The 18216-nt window shown below is 40.1% G+C and carries 14 protein-coding genes; 8 read left to right on the top strand and 6 right to left on the bottom strand.

Annotated elements, in window-relative coordinates; genetic code table 11:
• Nucleotides 1–92 precede the first annotated feature (92 nt).
• Complete coding sequence (locus J3L16_RS08350; RefSeq protein ID WP_207612514.1) at nucleotides 93–941, bottom strand: S1-like domain-containing RNA-binding protein; 849 nt, start codon at nucleotides 939–941, stop codon at nucleotides 93–95.
• 72 nt (nucleotides 942–1013) lie between these two features.
• Here J3L16_RS08350 and J3L16_RS08345 point away from each other — a divergent pair, with 72 nt between their 5' ends.
• Genes J3L16_RS08345 through J3L16_RS08330 form a run of 4 tightly spaced genes read left to right on the top strand, consistent with a single transcriptional unit; the run spans nucleotide 1014 to nucleotide 4209 of the window.
• Nucleotides 1014–1730 (top strand): 5-oxoprolinase subunit PxpA, encoded by a 717-nt coding sequence (locus tag J3L16_RS08345; RefSeq protein WP_347564650.1) that lies wholly within the window; start codon nucleotides 1014–1016, stop codon nucleotides 1728–1730.
• A complete protein-coding gene (locus tag J3L16_RS08340; protein ID WP_207612513.1) occupies nucleotides 1720–2436 on the top strand; it encodes a carboxyltransferase domain-containing protein in 717 nt (238 codons plus the stop codon). The genes J3L16_RS08345 and J3L16_RS08340 overlap by 11 nt, the downstream gene beginning before the upstream one ends.
• Nucleotides 2420–3346, top strand: a complete 927-nt coding sequence (locus J3L16_RS08335; RefSeq protein WP_207612512.1) for a biotin-dependent carboxyltransferase family protein — start codon at nucleotides 2420–2422, stop codon at nucleotides 3344–3346. Before J3L16_RS08340 ends, J3L16_RS08335 begins: the two co-directional genes overlap by 17 nt.
• Complete coding sequence (locus tag J3L16_RS08330; RefSeq protein ID WP_207612511.1) at nucleotides 3343–4209, top strand: aminotransferase class IV; 867 nt, start codon at nucleotides 3343–3345, stop codon at nucleotides 4207–4209. The genes J3L16_RS08335 and J3L16_RS08330 overlap by 4 nt, the downstream gene beginning before the upstream one ends.
• On the opposite strand, the gene fur is transcribed toward J3L16_RS08330, so the two are convergent.
• Nucleotides 4206–4628, bottom strand: coding sequence for a ferric iron uptake transcriptional regulator (fur, locus tag J3L16_RS08325; RefSeq protein WP_207612510.1), 423 nt, complete (start codon nucleotides 4626–4628; stop codon nucleotides 4206–4208). The two genes, J3L16_RS08330 and fur, sit on opposite strands and share 4 nt — an antisense overlap.
• A gap of 192 nt (nucleotides 4629–4820) precedes the next feature.
• Here fur and J3L16_RS08320 point away from each other — a divergent pair, with 192 nt between their 5' ends.
• The gene (locus tag J3L16_RS08320) at nucleotides 4821–5231 is read left to right on the top strand and encodes a GNAT family N-acetyltransferase (protein WP_207612509.1); all 411 of its coding nucleotides are present in this window, start codon (nucleotides 4821–4823) and stop codon (nucleotides 5229–5231) included.
• 201 nt (nucleotides 5232–5432) lie between these two features.
• Here the strand turns inward: J3L16_RS08320 and J3L16_RS08315 are convergent, their stop codons facing one another.
• Together J3L16_RS08315 and J3L16_RS08310 are read right to left on the bottom strand one after the other, a co-directional pair.
• The gene (locus J3L16_RS08315) at nucleotides 5433–7871 is read right to left on the bottom strand and encodes a TonB-dependent receptor (RefSeq protein ID WP_207612508.1); all 2439 of its coding nucleotides are present in this window, start codon (nucleotides 7869–7871) and stop codon (nucleotides 5433–5435) included.
• A gap of 122 nt (nucleotides 7872–7993) precedes the next feature.
• Nucleotides 7994–8383: a hypothetical protein gene (locus tag J3L16_RS08310; RefSeq protein ID WP_207612507.1), complete on the bottom strand. Its 390-nt coding sequence runs from the start codon at nucleotides 8381–8383 to the stop codon at nucleotides 7994–7996.
• A 258-nt stretch (nucleotides 8384–8641) separates the two neighbouring features.
• Between J3L16_RS08310 and J3L16_RS08305 the strand changes: the two genes are divergently transcribed.
• From J3L16_RS08305 to J3L16_RS08295, 3 genes are all read left to right on the top strand, one after another.
• Entirely contained in the window at nucleotides 8642–9766 is a 1125-nt protein-coding gene (locus J3L16_RS08305; RefSeq protein WP_207612506.1) for a putative manganese transporter, read from the top strand.
• Nucleotides 9767–9967: 201 nt separating this feature from the next.
• Nucleotides 9968–10297, top strand: a complete 330-nt coding sequence (locus J3L16_RS08300; RefSeq protein WP_207612505.1) for a hypothetical protein — start codon at nucleotides 9968–9970, stop codon at nucleotides 10295–10297.
• Between the two features lie 29 nt (nucleotides 10298–10326).
• Complete coding sequence (locus tag J3L16_RS08295; RefSeq protein ID WP_207612504.1) at nucleotides 10327–11706, top strand: class II fumarate hydratase; 1380 nt, start codon at nucleotides 10327–10329, stop codon at nucleotides 11704–11706.
• Nucleotides 11707–11821: 115 nt separating this feature from the next.
• On the opposite strand, the gene J3L16_RS08290 is transcribed toward J3L16_RS08295, so the two are convergent.
• Both J3L16_RS08290 and J3L16_RS08285 read right to left on the bottom strand, forming a co-directional pair.
• Entirely contained in the window at nucleotides 11822–14896 is a 3075-nt protein-coding gene (locus tag J3L16_RS08290; RefSeq protein ID WP_207612503.1) for an efflux RND transporter permease subunit, read from the bottom strand.
• Nucleotides 14889–18209 carry an efflux RND transporter permease subunit gene (locus tag J3L16_RS08285; protein WP_207612502.1) on the bottom strand — a complete coding sequence of 1107 codons (3321 nt, stop codon included), beginning with the start codon at nucleotides 18207–18209 and terminating at the stop codon, nucleotides 14889–14891. Before J3L16_RS08285 ends, J3L16_RS08290 begins: the two co-directional genes overlap by 8 nt.
• Nucleotides 18210–18216 lie beyond the last annotated feature (7 nt).

Here is an 18216-nt window from a genome sequence, read left to right as displayed (position 1 = left end):
TCAATACTGCTAGAAGTGCGAATTAATGCGTTGTAAAAGCCAGCAATAGAATCACTATTACATGACTTTTACACCTTGCACTTCACAATTTGTTATTTGTTTAACTTAACAATACCTTTCTCAAGCAATACCTTTTTATTTCTAAAAAGGTTACCCAGTGCTTTTTTATACGCCGCTTTACTGACTTTAAAGTGTTCATATATTTCTTCAGGTGAGCTTTTATCTGTTAACGTAGATAAGCCATCATGGGCTTCTAAATCGTCGAGTATGGCTTGTGCTAAAGATTTCCGAGTGTCTTTTGATTGTGGGCCAATAGATAAGTTTATTTTGCCATCGTCTCGAATCTCTTTAATACTGCCTTGTAGTTTGTCGCCGATACGCAATGCAACATGTACGTCACTGTGAAACAACAAACCCAGTGTGCTCTCGTCAATGAGCATTTTGTAACCCAAATCAGTTTTAGCAAATACTTGTAGAGAAACAGTTTGTTTGGGTTTTAGCCATTCATTGGTTTCAGGGTAAAAGTGCTTAAGCTTAGTGCAGCCTACAATACGCTGAGATTTTTCATCAACAAAAGGCACAACCAAGTAATCCATACCCGGATTAACGGGGGATTCCTGCCATTTTTGCGGTACGTATAAGTCGCGACTGGTTCCCCAATCAAAAAATGCGCCGGTGTCGGTGGCATCTTTCGCTGTTAATACTGTTGCTTTATCCAATTCCGATTTTGGTAATTGTGCGTCTGCGATTTTTTGGCCGTTTTTATCAACAGTGATAAACACCTTTACCTTGTCCGTGGTGGCTTGCGGGCAATTTTCTATAGGTAAAAACAACCGTTGCTCGCTGCTTACTGACAACCAATATCCAGTAGGAAGAGATTCTTCAATAGATAGTTCGACAATAGAACCAATGTGTAATTCAGATGTGTTTTCAGTAAACATAAAAACCTAAGGCTTAAGCATAACGAGTTAAAACGTTATACTACCAAAAACCACATGAAAACGGTGAGATAGGTGCAACAAATAGCATTAAATAGTGATTTAGGTGAAGGGTATAGCGTATATACCTTAACGGATGAGCGGATTATTATTCCTCTTATTGACCAAGCAAACATTGCCTGTGGCTTTCACGGCGGTGATCCTACCACGTTAATGGACTCGTTATCCTTATGTGCGCAGCACAATGTCAGTGTAGGGGCACACCCGTCATACCCAGACCGCCAAGGCTTTGGACGTCGCAGTATGGCAATGTCAGCGGAAGAACTTGAAGCCTGCATTTTGTATCAGGTGAGTGCCTTGGTAGGGTTAGCTAAAATACATGGAATTGCGGTGAGTTATATAAAGCCCCATGGCGCCTTATACAACGATATGATGAAAGATGAAGCTATCTTCAATACGGTTTTGCAGGCAGTGTCTAAGTTGCCAAATAGTCTTGATTTAATGATTTTAGCTACGCCAAATTATAAAGACTTTCAAGAAAAAGCTGAAAAGTTAGGAATAAAACTCAGGTTTGAAGCCTTTGCTGATAGACGTTATACCGAAGAAGGAGCACTGACGGCTCGTTCTCAATCCGATGCTGTGTTAAGCGAAACTGACGCTATTGCCCAAGCGAAAAATTTCATTAGTGGTGGGAGCCCGTTTCCTGTAGATTCTATTTGTGTGCATGGTGATTCGCCTTCGGCAATTGCTATGGTTAAATCGATACGAGCTTTGATCCCTAATGAAAAATAACACCAACGACCTTTTTGAATTTCACTGTGTAGGAGAAGGTGCAGTTATCTTGTATGCACGCAGTGGAGACATCAGCGAAAAAAATAGCGTATGCAGAGCCTTTACCCAAAGTGCTTTTAATCAACAGCGACCTAACTGGTTGTATGACGTTGTCCCTTCTTATGACAGTGTTATGTTGCATTTTGACGGAATGAATGTTGACCAACACGACGTCTTCCAGTGGTTGTCTTCATTAAAGATCAAGACTGATATAAGTACGGATATCAACCGGTTAACTCTACCTATTTGCTATTCTCTTGATAGCGAGAATGATTTAGCCGATATCGCTAAACGTACTCAATTGAGTAAAGACGAGGTGGTGGGTTTACACAGCTCATCTTGTTATCAAGTTTATGCCGTAGGGTTTGCACCAGGGTTTGCCTACATGGGCTTTGTTCCTGAACAATTAGCAGTGCCACGAAAAAACACACCCAGAGTTAGTGTACCCAAGGGGGCTGTCGCCATAGCCGACGCACAAACAGCTATTTACCCAGCATCATCGCCAGGTGGTTGGAATATTGTTGGTTACTGCCCTTTGAATTTAGTGACGCCTGAGTATAAAAAAGTGTCTCCCTTTGATGTTGGGCAACAGGTGGGCTTTGAAGTTATCGACGCCAATGAATATAAAAAACGTGAAGGAATGCCCTGGTATGAAGCCAATAGTTAAACTAGACAATACTGGCCTATTGAGTTTACTGGTAAATAGTGGAAATCGCGGTTTTCAGCATCAAGGCATAACGGTAGCTGGACCAATGGACGAACAAGCATTTAGTTGTGCTAATTTATTATTAGGCAATGAATTATGTGCACAGTCGTTTACCTTAGAAGGCATAGGCGAAATAACCTTAACAGCCTTGCAAGACACTTATATAGCGGTAACGGGTCCTAACGTCAGTGTGTATGTTAATGGTAATGAAGTATTGGCTTGGGCCTCATTATTTGTTGCAAAAAACAGTGAAATTACAATAAAGCCGAATAAAAATGGGCAGTTAGGACAGCGTTATTATTTCGCTATTGAAGGCGGTTTTGGCGTAACGGATAACACATTGATGGGGATTAAGCCGCTACAAAAAGGGCAATCCTTGTTGTCAACAAATACGTCAAAAAACACATCGAAACAAGATGTGGAGGAAGTGAGCTTACCTAGCCCTGATTATTCGTTGAACAAACCGCTTCGGGTGATTGTCGGTTATCAAGGAAACAGTATGTCAGGCGCTGTGCTGGCCCAGTTTTTTAATCAAACATATCAAGTGTCACCTAACAGTAATCGTATGGGGTACCGTCTTGAAGGAAAACCACTTTCGTTACCCAGTACAAGTCTATACTCTGAAGGACTTGATAAAGGAGCGATTCAAATTCCGCCTAACGGACAACCCATTGTGATGCTGGCAGATCGTCAAACCTTAGGGGGCTACCCTAAAATTGGTGCCGTTGCAGCGGTGGATATTCCACGTTTGGTACAAGCCTTACCAGGTGAAAAGTTACATTTTAGTCCTATTGACGTTTACCAAGCGCGAAACCTAATGCGTTTGCAAAAACAAAAAATGAATCGATTAATTACTGAGAGTCAGGTATGAACAATATTGCATATTTAAATGGACAATGGTCTCCACTTGAAGAGACTAAAGTGAATGTCTTGGACCGAGGGTTCTTGTTTGGCGATGGCATTTACGAAGTTATTCCTGTGCATCACAGTAAGCCCATTGCTTTAGAAGCACATATTGAACGTTTGCAATCAGGGTTAAGTGCTATTGGCATTGATACTGATAAGGCTTTGCTTTCTATACGCACTATCATTGCCGAGATTATAGAAAAAAACACCAGTGAAGACTGCCCCTACCAGGGGCTATATATTCAAATTACTCGCGGTGCTGATATCAAGCGTCACCATAGTTTTCCACAAAATATAGCGCCCACGCAATTTGCGTTTATGTTCGAAATGGCTTCTCCACCGGTGCAGGATCGAACATTGGTGAAAGGCTTGGAAGTGGGAGTTGAGCAAGATTTACGCTGGCGTCGTTGCCATATTAAATCAACCTCACTGTTAGGAAATGTACTGCATTTTCAAGAAGGGGCTGACGGTGGTTATAGCGAAACTATTTTGTATAACGGTAACAATGAAGTAACAGAAGCCAGTGCCTGTAATGTTTTTGTAGTTGTAAATGGTGTGGTTTTAACTGCGCCTTTAGATAATCAATTACTACCTGGTATTACGCGGCAGTTGGTGATTAAAGCAATTCAAGAGCACACAGATATACAGGTTGAAGAGCAATTTTTCGATTTAGAGACTCTGTATTCAGCAGACGAAGTTTGGTTAACTAGCTCTACTAAAGAAATTGCGCCGGTAACCCGTGTCAATGGTCGTGTTATTGCTGATGGAAAAGCTGGGGAAATATGGGAGAGAGCGATAATTGCTCTCTCTAAAATCAAATACGATTAATCAGGCTGACAATCGCCATCGGTACACTCACCATACAAATATAAGCTGTGGTGAGTAAGCTTGATATTGTGTTTTTTCGCTATTTGTTCTTGGCGATCTTCAATGATTGGATCTTCAAACTCAATCACTTTACCGCATTTTAGGCATACTAAATGGTCGTGGTGTGCTTTGTGGCTAATTTCAAAGACAGATTTTCCACCTTCAAAGTGATGTCTGTTTAGAATGCCGGCATCGTCAAATTGGTTAAGGACACGATAAACCGTTGCTAAACCAATTTCTTCACCTTGTTCTATTAGTAACTTATATACGTCTTCGGCACTAATATGCTGGTTGTCTGGTTTTTGTAGTATTTCTAATATTTTTAAACGGGGCAGTGTAACTTTTAGGCCCGCTTTTTTAAGTTCTTTATTTTGGTCCATAATTCGTCAGCGATCTCGAGTGAATAACGACATTAATAGCTATGATAGCAAAGTTTTAACGTTTTAGTTTCATAAAGCAAAAACTAATGTCATTACTATACTTAGGATAGTTCATTATTTGAATTTATTTATTACTATTAGCATGCGTCATGGTGTGTTTTCGTTTAATTGGTACACGAGATTTAAGCTCATATGTTTAATTTAATTTTTTCTCAGCCTAACATTGAAGACTTCATGTTGATAAGAAAAAGTATAGGGTGGAGGAATTGTGATCGAAAAACGACTACAAGAAGTGTTCAAAATAGTCTTTTTTGGGTCTCGTATTATGATGGTAAGCGTTTAATTGCAACTGGAAGAGTAATTGGTGATGGAGCCATGTACTTTTACATTCAAGATGTCATTGTACTTCCCGAGTATCAGGGGCGGGGGATAGGTGCAAAAATTATGCAGTATATTGAATCTTATCTAGAAAAAAACGCTCTACCCAATGCCACTGTTGGTTTACTTGCGGCAAAAGGTAAAGAGGGGTTTTATAAAAAGTTTAACTACTTGTGTAGGGATGGAGAAACCTTGGGGTATGGTTTTTGTAAATTTGTTGAATAAGCTTGTTTGCACTTAAACAAGTAACTCTTTTGGGAATCCCTCATTTTTTTGTCTTTTATTCGGTAGTGTAAAACGGGTGTATCTTCCATAAATACTTCAATAGTTTCAATGATTTTAGCGGATGGTAAATAGCATGATCTTTAGTGGAAAGTATGCCCGTATTATACGGGCATACTGTGATGTTACTTATAACCTTAATGATTAAAAGAAATAATTTACGGTTAGTTCCGCATTGCGCTCTGCACCAGGCAATCCGCCTAGGAATAATGCATTACTGTAGTAGTCTTTGTCTGTTAAGTTACGAACGTTAAGCTGAGCTTTCCAGTTGTCGCCTTCATAACTTACTGCGGCATCCCATTTTGAGTATGAATTTACATAGGCGCGGTCTATGCCAAAGGAAGAAGAATCAATACTTCTTTCGTCTTCATAGCTAATACCTAAACTTAATTTCAATGGGTTTTTAAGTACACCGAAGTTGTTTGAGTAGCTTAACCATGCACGAGCAAAGGTCTTTGGAAGTCCTTTTGTTTCTTCATCTTCACGGCTTTCTCTGCCACTGCCTGGCTCTGTAATCGGGTCTTGATAAGTGGCATTCACGTTCATAGCCCATTGTTCATTGATATCAAAATTCAAATCAAGTTCAACACCTTGTGTACTGTCGTTTTCATCAAATAAAAACTCAGGTACTGTAGTGTTAAACGCTGGATCATCAGGGTTGTCTTCAAACAAAAAGTTGGAGTGTCTGATGTTCGTTCTTGATGTTTCAAATATCACTATTGACCCTAACAACTGCTCATTTAATGCTGTGAACCTTACGCCTAAATCGAAAGACTCTGATTCTGTGTCAGGAGTGTTGTCAAAAGCTTGAAGGCTGCCCAACACACTTGCCGCCGTGCGACCTTTAGCGAAATTAACAAATGTCGAAATTTCTTCAGTAATTCGGTACGTCAAACCTAAGTTATAGGTAAAACCAGAATCGTCAAAATCGAATTCTTCCCGTTCTTCAGCGTCTAGCCTTAGATTTGTGTACTCTTGTTTCACGCCACTAACTGCAACAGCAAAGCGACCAATTAAAGCATCATTAAAGTGCACGACTTCTTGCAAGTTAATGCCCCATGCTTGTATTGTTTTATCGTACTTAGAGCGCAGAGATTCGCCGTTTTCTTCGTCGATGAAATCTTCAAAACTACCCGTAGGGAAGTTTGGATTGCGAATGTCTAAAATGTAGGGAACAGCAAAGCTTCTTGAATCGTCACCATCCCATATAGAGAGTTGTTGAAAGCTAATATCTCGGTTTTCATAGTTAAAGGTAATTAGGTGTTCACCTTCGATAGAGTTTAGTTCCCAACTATTTGATAAATCAAAGAAGTACTGAATAGTGTCTTCAGATGCGGTGATATTTCTGTACTCTTGTCTTCTGGCAGCATAAGGATACAGTTCACCATCGATAACTAATGGCGCTCTTGGCTCTAGGTTAGTTACACCATTACGTTCAACATAGATGTAATTGTAAGCACTTGTTTGGCGAATATAGTCGCTATCGTAAGTACGATAGAGTAGTTGTTGGGTAAGAAACCAGTCGGCGCCCAAATCGGCGTCATGGCGGATTTTTAACCTAAATTCTTCCCCTTCGTTTGGCGTGCTAAGTGGAGACACTAAGCTTACGTCGTCGCCTAAAGCAAAAGGCTGAACGCCGTCTGTGCTTAATATTGTATCTGCGAGAATTTGACGCTGGGCGTCAGTAAGTTGCAACCCACCATCAGCAATAGGGCCATTGGCCAGATCATCAGCAGTGATAGTAGCTGGGTCTAAATTAAAAAAGGATAAGTCTATTAAACGAACAGGATCACCAATAGAGTCGATTTGAATTGCATCATCTATATAAGCTGAAGAAAAAATAAACTCGTGGTTTTTTGACGCTTTGTAACGCAAAGAGGCATATATTTCAGAACGCTCTGAGCTTCTATCTCTATAGCCTTCAGAGTCTTCGTGGTTGACTACCAATCTGTATGCGAGGTCGTCATTAATTTTGTTCGTCGCATCAAAAAATAAGGAATAGGATTCGAAACTACCTATTGATGCTCTAGCTTCATAAGAGGGGATAAATTGGGGTTTTTTCTCAATTAAATTAATGATCCCCCCAGCAGCGCCAGTACCATATAAGCCGGTAGCTGGCCCTTTTAATACTTCAATACTTTCAATATTGGTCAGCGAGCGAGTAGGGTTATAGTTGTTGTCTAAATCAGCGCCAGCGTATACGCCATCAATGGTAAAGTTAACACCTAAACCTCGAAGAGATAAGTTGTCACCTATACCGTAGTTGTTTCCACTTTGGGTTAAACCACTCACATTTCGAATGGCGTCTTGAAGGGTATTTTGGCCTTGTTCGAGCAAAAGTATTTCATCAACAACAACTATTGGCGCTGGGGTTTCAAGCAAACTTAAATTAGATTTCGTAGCAGTGCCTGATTCGAGTATAAGTCTATTGTGACGGCCATAAACTGTGACTTTTTCCATTTCTTTTTCAGTACTTTCGACACTAATTTCGGTGCTGTCAGCAGCAAAAGCGAAAGGGGCACTTATTCCTAAGGTTAATGATAAAGAAATCGCTGTTGTTATTTTGTTGAGTGAAATATTCATAGATCCTCGAGTGTTAAATTTAAACGCAAATGATAGTTATTATTATTTGCGGCGTATTCTAACAGAAGTATCACAAATTAATCAATAACAAACGAGAAATAGCCCTCAATGTGAGCAAATGCTTATTCTTTTGCTTCGCTGGCTAATGCTTCCAGCGCAGTATTTATACTTGATTGGTTTAATAAAGGCTGATTTGGGAACAGGTCAAATATTGCTTGTTTGATAACCCTGTTGCGCTGATGTTTGGTTTGGCTAAGTATGCACAGGCGATAAATGGTTAGCGCTAAAGAGGCAATCTTTTTGCGTAACGGACCCGTATTTGATTTATATATTTTCAATAAAATAGACGCAATCTCAAAGGCACAGCCATATTGCACAATGGCATCTTTGTACTCTCCGTTGGTCGCGTGTAATTCACCAACAAGTTCACTATTCATTAAAAAGTTCAATGCACTAACGGGATGGCGTTGTATCCACTGAGCTTTTTGTCGACTTAAATACGTCACTTGCATAATTAACGTCTCGATTGCGTATTTGTATAAATACTATATTATTTATATCTAAATGATAATTGTTTTTATTTGTATCTTGTCATCATATTATCAATTTCAAATGTTAATTGTGATTTTTTTACTTTGATTAAACGTTGAAAATAACGTTTTTGGCTCGCCAAAATTAACCCAAGTGGATAACTGATTATTTTAAATATTAAACGCATTGGAAACGACGGTGTGGTATTTGCCCAGTCGTTAAAAATTAGGTATCGCAGAATGTTATTGCCCGCGTTTTTGGTTGTGCTGTGCTTTCAACCTAATACACAAAAAATAGTATTATCAGTGCTGTCTGATGCCTTTCTTCAAGTCTCGGCATTTGTTGCCGCAACGCTCGCTTTGTATTATTTAATTACGCATTATGTGGAAAGCCGAATATCTGTACATGTAATTACAAACAACTCTTGGTTTGAATTAATCGGTTCCGCATTTTTAGGCGCACTTCCTGGTTGCGGGGGAGCGATTGTTGTTATTACACAATTTACTCGAGGTAGCCTGCGCTTTGGTTCAGTGGTTGCGGTGTTAACATCCACCATGGGAGATGCAGCCTTTTTGTTACTCGCACAAAAGCCCTTTGATGGCTTAGTCGTGATGGCGTTAGGGTTTTCGGTAGGGGTAGTGTCTGGAGGAATAACCAATTGTATTCATCAAGAAAATTTTATGCGTCCCGCTACAAAAATAGACACATCAACACCAAATAGAATTTACTCAACGCCTTCTAAATTACAAACTCAGGCTAGCCTAGTGTCTTATCAATTTTGGCGAGTTGCGCTTTTTCCTACGTTAATTATTGCTTTGTTAATTTCATTTCAAGTAGACCCGAATAGTCTGTTTGGTTTTGAGTTGGGAACCGTCGAAAAAGCAGGGGCTATAGCGTGTTTTTTTATTGTGTTTTTATGGTCTATTTCTTCCATTGGTAGTTCTTATCAAGAGGTAACCAGTGAAGAGAACTTAAATGTTAAAAGTAACTGGGTTATGAAAGCCGCGCTAGATACGCAATTTGTTACCAGCTGGGTTGTGACCGCGTTTCTTACTTTTGAATTGGTAATTACGTGGACTGGGTTTGATTTAGCGGCCAGTTTTCAGAGTTTAGGCCCACTAGCTATTCTTTTGGCTATCGCAGTAGGTTTGTTACCAGGATGTGGCCCTCAAATTTTGATAACTACCTTGTATTTACAAAATACAATTCCATTTTCAGCTCAAATTGGCAATGCCATAAGTAATGATGGAGATGCACTTTTTCCTGCTATAGCTCTTGCACCTAAAGCTGCCATTGTCGCGACGTTTTATTCAACAATACCTGCGTTAATTGCAGGGTACGGTTACTACTTATTTTTTGAATAACCCCTTTATTAATCTAAATGGTAATTGTTTTTATTTGTGTTTGAGGTGAGTTTACCCTAGACTATCTGAAATTAAACATGTGTGTGTTTATTTTACTTTTAGTAGGCCTCTCATTGGGGCCTACATTTTTTGCTTGTAAATTAAAAATAAGTTCTGTGTTAATGAGATTTATTGAGCATTCAGCAGGGTATTGGGAGGCTTATGGAAACCCTTCATAGACAAATTAGATATGCTGAAAATGTAGAAAACCCAAAACTATTCACACAATTACTTAATTGTGGTGAAGGGAATGTATGTTGCCATCAGCAACAGTGGCACTTCTTTTTAAATCAATTTCATTTGCTGTTAGACACCCTGACTGATGAAAGCTTACCTCCACATTGGCGCCAACAGTGTCTTGACCATATATACAAGCCCTTGTTTAAGCTGCGTCAACTAGCACGTAATGACCAGCAAAATTATGAAATTAATCAACTTTACTATGAGCTCAGGGTGATGAGTGATTACGTTAAAGCCGGTTTGGCTACTTAATGAAAAGACTTCGATATTAGGAATTAAACATGACGAATACGCGTATTGAACGAGACAGTATGGGTGAGCTAGATGTAGCGAAAGATGCGTTATACGGAGCGCAAACCCAGCGAGCAATTAATAACTTTCCAGTCAGTGGAAACAGAATGCCGGAGCCTTTTATTCGCGCGTTACTATTAATTAAAAGCGCTGCTGCCCAAGCAAATGTTAAATTAGAGCAAATTCCCGAAGAAATGGGAGCGGCAATTAGCGCAGCTGCGGATCGCTTATTAAGCGATCACGAACTTATGTCTCACTTTCCTGTAGATGTATTTCAGACAGGGTCGGGCACTAGTTCGAACATGAATGCCAATGAAGTTTTAGCCACTTTAGCTAGCTCTATTTACGGTGAAAAAGTGGGTGCGAATGATCATATTAACTATGGTCAAAGTAGCAACGATGTAATACCTACTACAATTCATGTGAGTGCGGCATTAGAGTTAAACGACAAACTACTGCCTGCATTACTTACATTAGCTTCAGTAATTAAAGTGAAAGCGGTGGAAGTTCACCATCATATAAAGACTGGGCGTACCCATTTGATGGATGCTATGCCGGTTCGTTTAAGCCAAAGCTTGCGAGGGTGGGCATCGCAAATAGAGTTGAATATCGAACACCTTCAAAGTCTACAAGCTAGTATTCAAAGCCTGGCTCAAGGCGGAACCGCTGTTGGGACAGGAATTAATGCACATCCTGAATTTTCAAAAGAATTTGCCAATACTCTATCTGATATGTGCGGCATTACTTTTACGCCGGCAAACAACTTCTTTACTCATATTGGTACTCAAGACATTGCTGTTTCCTTGTCTGGTCAACTTAAAGCAACCGCCGTATCTATTATTAAAATAGCCAACGATTTACGCTGGATGAATTCAGGACCATTAGCTGGACTAGGTGAAATAGAGCTAGAAGCGTTACAGCCGGGGTCTTCTATTATGCCGGGCAAGGTGAACCCTGTAATACCCGAAGCGGCGGCTATGGCGGGTGCACAAGTTATTGGTAATGATGCCGCAATAACTGTGGCGGGGCAGTCCGGTAATTTCGAACTGAATGTTATGCTGCCTTTAGTTGCCAATAACTTACTTTCGAGTATTGAAATTTTGTCTAACGTGAGTGTTTTATTAGCAGAAAAAGCAATAAAGAGCTTCACTGTTAACGAAGATAAATTAAAAGAAGCGTTAACCAGAAACCCTATATTAGTCACTGCATTAAACCCTATAATAGGTTATGAAAAAGCGGCTAAAATAGCGAAACAAGCCTATGGGGAAAAACGTCCCATTATTGATGTTGCAGAGGAAAATACTGACCTTTCTAGAGAAGAGTTAACTCAACTTCTCGATCCAACGAAGCTAACCGAAGGCGGAGTTTAACGGTTAGCGTGGGTTAATAATGATTAAGTCCTATCATTTAAGATAGGACTTAATCGTTTGAAAACGCACTTTCTTTAAAATGACCCAGCAATTTGCCGTTCATAGGGTAAGGCAATCAAGCTTTGATTAACCTTGCTACTAGTACTTTACTATTAGTCATCATTTCTCCTGTTTTAGCTCTGAGTTTTAGCAACATTAAGTACGCATAAGGGATTAATACAAGACTTGTTGCTGTTGAGAATACTAATCCTCCAATAATAGCAATGGCCATAGGGGAGTAGGCAGGGCCATCTCCACCAATTCTTGCTCCGCCTACCGTGAGCGGTACAAGTCCAAGAACCGTTGTGCCTACCGTCATTAAAATAGGTTTAGAGCGTGTTAAACATGCTTCTATGATGGCTTTTTGTACAGACCAACCCGTATCTATTAGCTGATTGATTCGATCAACAAGTACAATACCGTTGTTTACCACAATGCCCATCAATATCAGCATTCCTATCATGCCCATAATTGACATTGGTGTTCCGGTTAAGAAAAAGGTCCAATAAACACCGGTGAAAGAAAAAAGCAGTGATGTAATAACGGCAGTGGGTAGCAAAAGAGATTCAAACAATGCGGCCATAACAATGTAAATCATGCATACAGCTAATAGCATATTGGTGGTCATAATCGATTGTTCTTCGTCTTGGCGTTGGAATCCGCTGCCTAGCGTCCAATGATAACCAGAAGGAAGTTGGATGTGTTGCATAACACCTTCAATTTTTTCTTTTGCTTGTTCGGTGGTCATTCCTTCTTCAAGGTTCGCTCCTATACTGAGTGATGTCTGACGAAATTGACGCTGAATTTTCGATTTTACTGGTTTTATAGTTAAGTTCGCTACCATATCTAATGTGACGTTTTGAGTTGCGTCTCGTTTTATCGTTAAGTTTTTAAGATTTTCTACTGAATGTTGCATCTCTTCCTCGTACATAAGGCGTATATCAACTTCTCCGTCAACAGAGTGCCTAAATGTACGTAAGTTAGTGCCTCGTAACGCGGTGGAGACAATATTTGAAATCTCAGAGCTATCTAAACCAAAACGAAATGCTTTTTGACGATCAATCGATATTCGAAGTTCTTTTTTCAGGCTGTCAGATTCAGTTTTAACATCGGTAAAGCCTTTGATCTTGGCTAATACAGGAACGACGTTATCTGCAATTTGACTCAAAACCTCCGATGATTGCCCGAGTAAGAGTAAACGAACACCTCCGTCGTTACCGCCGTCCCATTCAAATGATGGATTTATGCGGACAAAACTTGGCATCGCTTCTTTAATCTCTTTCTTAAGATCAGCTATCTTACCTGGAAAGTCAGGGTTTAACGTTATCCCTGAGACCGCAGAGCCAGGAGTGTAATACGTATATACCTGAGTTATGTAAAATCGCTCTTGGTTTGCGTATAAAAAAGTCTCCATTTTGGTTACTGCTTTCTCAACTTCTTCAAGGGTATAGTTGCCTTGCACATCATAGTTTAACCAAATACGATCACCATCACTATCTCCGTCACCATCCATAGAAACATTCGACATGGGAATTGCTGCGCTTGCCAATAGGAGAAACGCTATAAGGGCTGTACGTCCTTGATTTTTTAACATTGATTCAAGCATGTGCTTGTAAATAATCTTAAATTTACTAGGTTTGTTTACTTTAGTTTGGGGCTTGGGCTTAAATTTGATTTTGGACGTTAGCAAGGGGATCAACGTTTGAGCGAGTAACAGCGACGCAAATAAGGAAATACATATTGCAATTGCAACGTGTTCCAAAAATATGGTTAAGCCGATTTTTACGCCAACAATATTTGGTAAAAAAACGATAGCGGTTGTTGCTGTGCCGGCTATTACTGCCAAGCTCACTTTTGCAACACCTGACTTTGTTGCTTCTGTAAGGTTGGTATTACTGACTTTTTCTTGTTCTATACTTTCTGTTACGACGACGGCATTATCAACCAGCATTCCAACCGCTAACATTAATCCCATCATGGACAGAATATTTAGCGTATAGCCTATTAAATACATAACACCAAGGGTTATGCAGATAGAGAATGGGACTGACAGTACAACAATAAGCGTAGATGAAATATTACGTAAAAAGAAATACAAAACAATAACCGAAAGCAGGGCACCAATTAAGCCTGAATTGAGGAGATTGGATAAGGAAGAAGTAACGCTTTTGGCTTCGTTATTGAAATAGAGAATATTAATGCCACGAAACGCAGGATTAGATTTTGCTTCTTCGACAACTTTCAGTACGTTGTCAGAGACGTTAACTAAGTTTGCGCCAGACTCTCTAAAGACATCTAAACCAATGGCAAATGTTTGGTCTAAGTGTCTTCCCTCAACTCGCTCGGGTTTTTCATAGGTGACGGTGGCGATGTTTTTAAGGCGAATGGTTCGTGTAACCAGAAGATCTTCTATTTCTTGTATACTTTTGTATTCACCGGTGGGATTAACTGTAATTTTTTGTTCTAAATCGAAGAAACTGCCTGCCGTCATTGAGAAGTTGGCATTTCTGAGTGTTTGCGTTAGTTGTGCTGTATCAACATGTAAAGCTGTAATTTTTTCAGCATCTAAGCGGATGGATATCTGTTTTTCTGTGACACCATAAAGTGCAACTCTAGACACACCTTTCACCCGCTCTATGGGTTGTTTTAAATTACGATTCAGTAAGTCGTATGCGTTCGATAAGTCTCGTTCACTGGAAATCCGCATTTGGAAAATAGCTTGATCGGCTGTATTTTCCTTATGCACGATAATACGTTCCACGTCGTCAGGCAGCAGATGCCGTATGGCATCAATTTTTTCTCTGGCTTCAACGCTCTTTGCCTTTATATTCTCACCCCAACTAAACAGCATAAATATCTCAGAATAGTTTTCGTTAGATTCAGACCAGAGCCGATTAACACCAGACATTGTGGCTAATGTTTCTTCAATAGGGCGAGTAATGCTTTTTTCCACTTCTTCAGGTGTAGCATTAGCGTAAGGCACGTGTATGACCATAAATGGAAGTTGAATTCCAGGGAATTTCTCAAGAGGTAACAATCGACTTGAAATCAAACCGAAGACTAACATTGAGAGAAAAAACATAGACACTGTTACTGGGCGTTTCAAGGCAAAGGAAGCTAATGAAGCACCTGCTGATTGGAACTTATTCATAAGCTGTGTCCTCGTTGCCATTAATCGTTGATTCAATTGCGGCTAGTTCGAACGTTTTACGATCAAATAAACTGTATAAAACGGGAATTAAGAAGAGCGTTAAGAATGTCGCGAATAATAATCCAAATATAACGGTTATTGCCATGGGCGTCCTGATTTCTGCTCCTTCACCTAGCCCAATAGCCATTGGAAGGAGCCCCAAGGTTGTGGTCATTGTTGTCATAAGGATTGGGCGCAATCGGCTTTCAGCTGCGCGTTTGATTGCTTGTGATTTTTCTTCACCTTTTTCACGGAGTTGGTTAATGCGATCAATAAGGACGATGGCATTGTTGACCACGATACCTGCCAGCATTATTACACCAATGAAAACGACCACACTGATACTGGTGCCAGTTACAAACAACCCATAGATTGAACCGGCACAAGCCAAGGGTACAGTGAATAGTATAAGGAATGGATGGAGCAAGGATTCAAATTGTGATGCCATAACCAAGTAAACTAAAAATACCGCTAGTGCTAAAGCGAACTGCAATGACCGAAAGCTGTTTTGCATTTCTTCACTTTGACCAGTAACTTGCGCTTGAATACTCAACGGGAATTGTTGTTTTTTTAGTAAATCTTCCGCAATGAATACCGCTTCTCCTAAATCACCATAGGCTAAATTGGCTGATATAAGCGCCACACGCTCTTGTCCGACACGTGTTATCTCGCTCGGGCCTGTTGATAGGTCTATGTCGGCAACAGCGTCTAATGGAATAGGGTTGGTTGCACCTGGATTAATAATTATTCGACTAATATCGGTAATAGAATCACGTTGCTTTTCTAATGTGCGTACGAGTATGTCTACTTTCCTGTCTTCAATGCTGTACTGTGTCGCAATTTCACCTCCAACTTTGGTAGAGATCAAATTAGATACGTCAGGTGCATTAAGCCCAAGTTGAGCAAGTTTGGCATGGTTAAATTGAATTTTTAACTCAGGGTTGCCATTCTGTAATGTCGATTTAATGTCGGCGAAGCGATCAACTTTTTTCATTTCTTCGACGACTACATCGCTATATTTTTTTAATGTAGCAAGGTCATAACCTGAAAGTTGTATCTCTAGCGGTGTAGAGAAATTAAACAGCTCGGGTTCGCCGAATTTGCTTTGCACACCTGCTTGTTGAGCGAGGTAATCGCGCATAAGGTGAATAACGTGTTTTTGTTGTTTTTCAGTGGTTTCGCTGTTTAGCACGACGTTTAATCTACCCCAGTGATTGCCGCCTTGTGAAGGTGATGCGTTAATTAAGCTGCCCGTTCCAGCTAACGAATAGGTTCTTTCTACTTCCGGTAATGCTTTTGCAAAACGGCTCAAATCTGCCAATATGGCGTCAGTATTTTCCAGTTTAGATCCCGTTGGCAGGTTTATTTCTACAAAAAACTCACCTTGAGAGAGGGGGGGTATAAGTTCCAGCCCGAGTTTGGGTAGCAGAGTAATTGAAAAGCCCGAAATGACAATGACAGTAGTCAAAATGACTAAGCGTGCTTTTAATGCACTGCGTAACGCTGAGATATAAAGGCGCTCTAAAAACTGATAAACCTTGTCAAAAGCCCAAAGAATTGGCGTGAACAAAATAGTCAACAGTTTGCGTACCACGCGTGTTATTAATAACGTCAAGCTAGTGATAACGAATAATGTGAAGTAAATAGCTTTACTGATGCCTGTAATGGCAAGTTTGGGGACAAACAAAATGTAATAGAAAACTAACCCGAGTTTACTGGTTGGCTTAGTTTTTACTTGGCTTTCACCTAAATCTAATTCGGACTTGAGCGCACTGGATTTCTCTCTAGCAGCCATCATTGGAATAATAGACAAAGCGACTAACAGTGAAGCGGCAAGAGCAAAGGTTACAGTTAATGCTTGATCACTAAATAATTGGCCCGCAATTCCTTCAACGAAAACTAAAGGTATAAATACAGCCATAGTGGTAAGCGTAGAGGCGACTATAGCCATAGATACTTCCTTGGTACCATTAATCGCCGCTTTTTTACTATTTTTACTTTTCTTTTTATGTCTATCGATGTTTTCGAGAACGACGATACTGTTATCAACCAACAAGCCAATTGCTAATGCAATACCGCCTAAACTCATAATGTTTAAGCTGATATCGTTACTATACATAAGGTTAAATGTGGCAACGATAGAGACAGGGATAGAGATAGAGATAATGAGTGTTGGCCAAACGTTTTTCAGAAATAAGAAAAGCACTAACATGGCTAATATGCCGCCTATCATCCCCGATGTTTTTACTTCGTTGACCGCGTTTGCAATGAAAGTGGATTGATCATAAACCATCTGAAGTTGATAGATTTCAGGCATTTCTTGTTCGATTTCTTGCAGTCGACGTTGAACATTTTCAGAGACTTTGACAGTATTTGCGTCTCCTTCTTTATAGATAGCAATTTCCACCCCTTCAAAGCCTTGAAAGCGCGTGACAGAACTTCTTTCTTTGTAAGTGTCTTGAACCTCTGCGATGTCGCCAAGACGAATGTGTTTCCCCTCTCTTGTGGCGATGAAAAGATCCCGCATTTCGTCTAGTGTTTGGAATTGGTTTAGTGTTCTAACTAAATATTCTTGAGAGCCGTCTTCGACTCGGCCACCTGCTGTATTTACGTTTTCTGTTTTTAATCGTTGTATAATTTCGGCTAGAGTGATGTTTAACTGACTTGAACGTTGCTGATTGACTAACACTTGAATTTCGTTTTCAAGGCCGCCACCAATTCTGACCGACGCAACACCTTTAACCGATTCTAATTTACGCTTTATTTGTTCTTCGGCGTACACGCGCAACTTTTTCATACTGTTGACATCGAGGTCTATAAAATCAGATGCCTCTTTTGCAGCGATAGCGCCGAATCCGAATCGCATAATGGGGTCAAGACTCGGGTTAAATCTTAGTAATAAAGGCTTTTCGACATCTAAAGGTAATTGCAGTACATCCAGTTTTTCGCGAACTTCTAAGCTCGCTATGTCCATCTCTGTACCCCATTCAAATTCTAGAACAACATCAGACTGTTCTGCTTTTGACGTTGACGTTACTGTTCTTACACCTTTAACAACACCGATGGTTTCTTCAATAGGTTTAGAGACAAGCTGCTCTATTTCGCCAGGTGCAGCACCTGTATAATTGGTTCTGATCGTCAGTGTTGGGTAAGATAATTCGGGTAACAAATCTACCGCTAAACGGGACAATGACACAAACCCAAACAATAATACTGCAAAGGTAAACATCCACACGGTAACCGGCCGTTTTACGGCTATATCGACCATATTCATGATAAAA

Origin of the sequence: Alteromonas sp. 5E99-2 (assembly GCF_017368475.1) — a bacterium.
In the GTDB taxonomy this organism is placed as follows: domain Bacteria; phylum Pseudomonadota; class Gammaproteobacteria; order Enterobacterales; family Alteromonadaceae; genus Alteromonas_F.
This window is presented reverse-complemented; position numbering and strand designations above follow the sequence as displayed.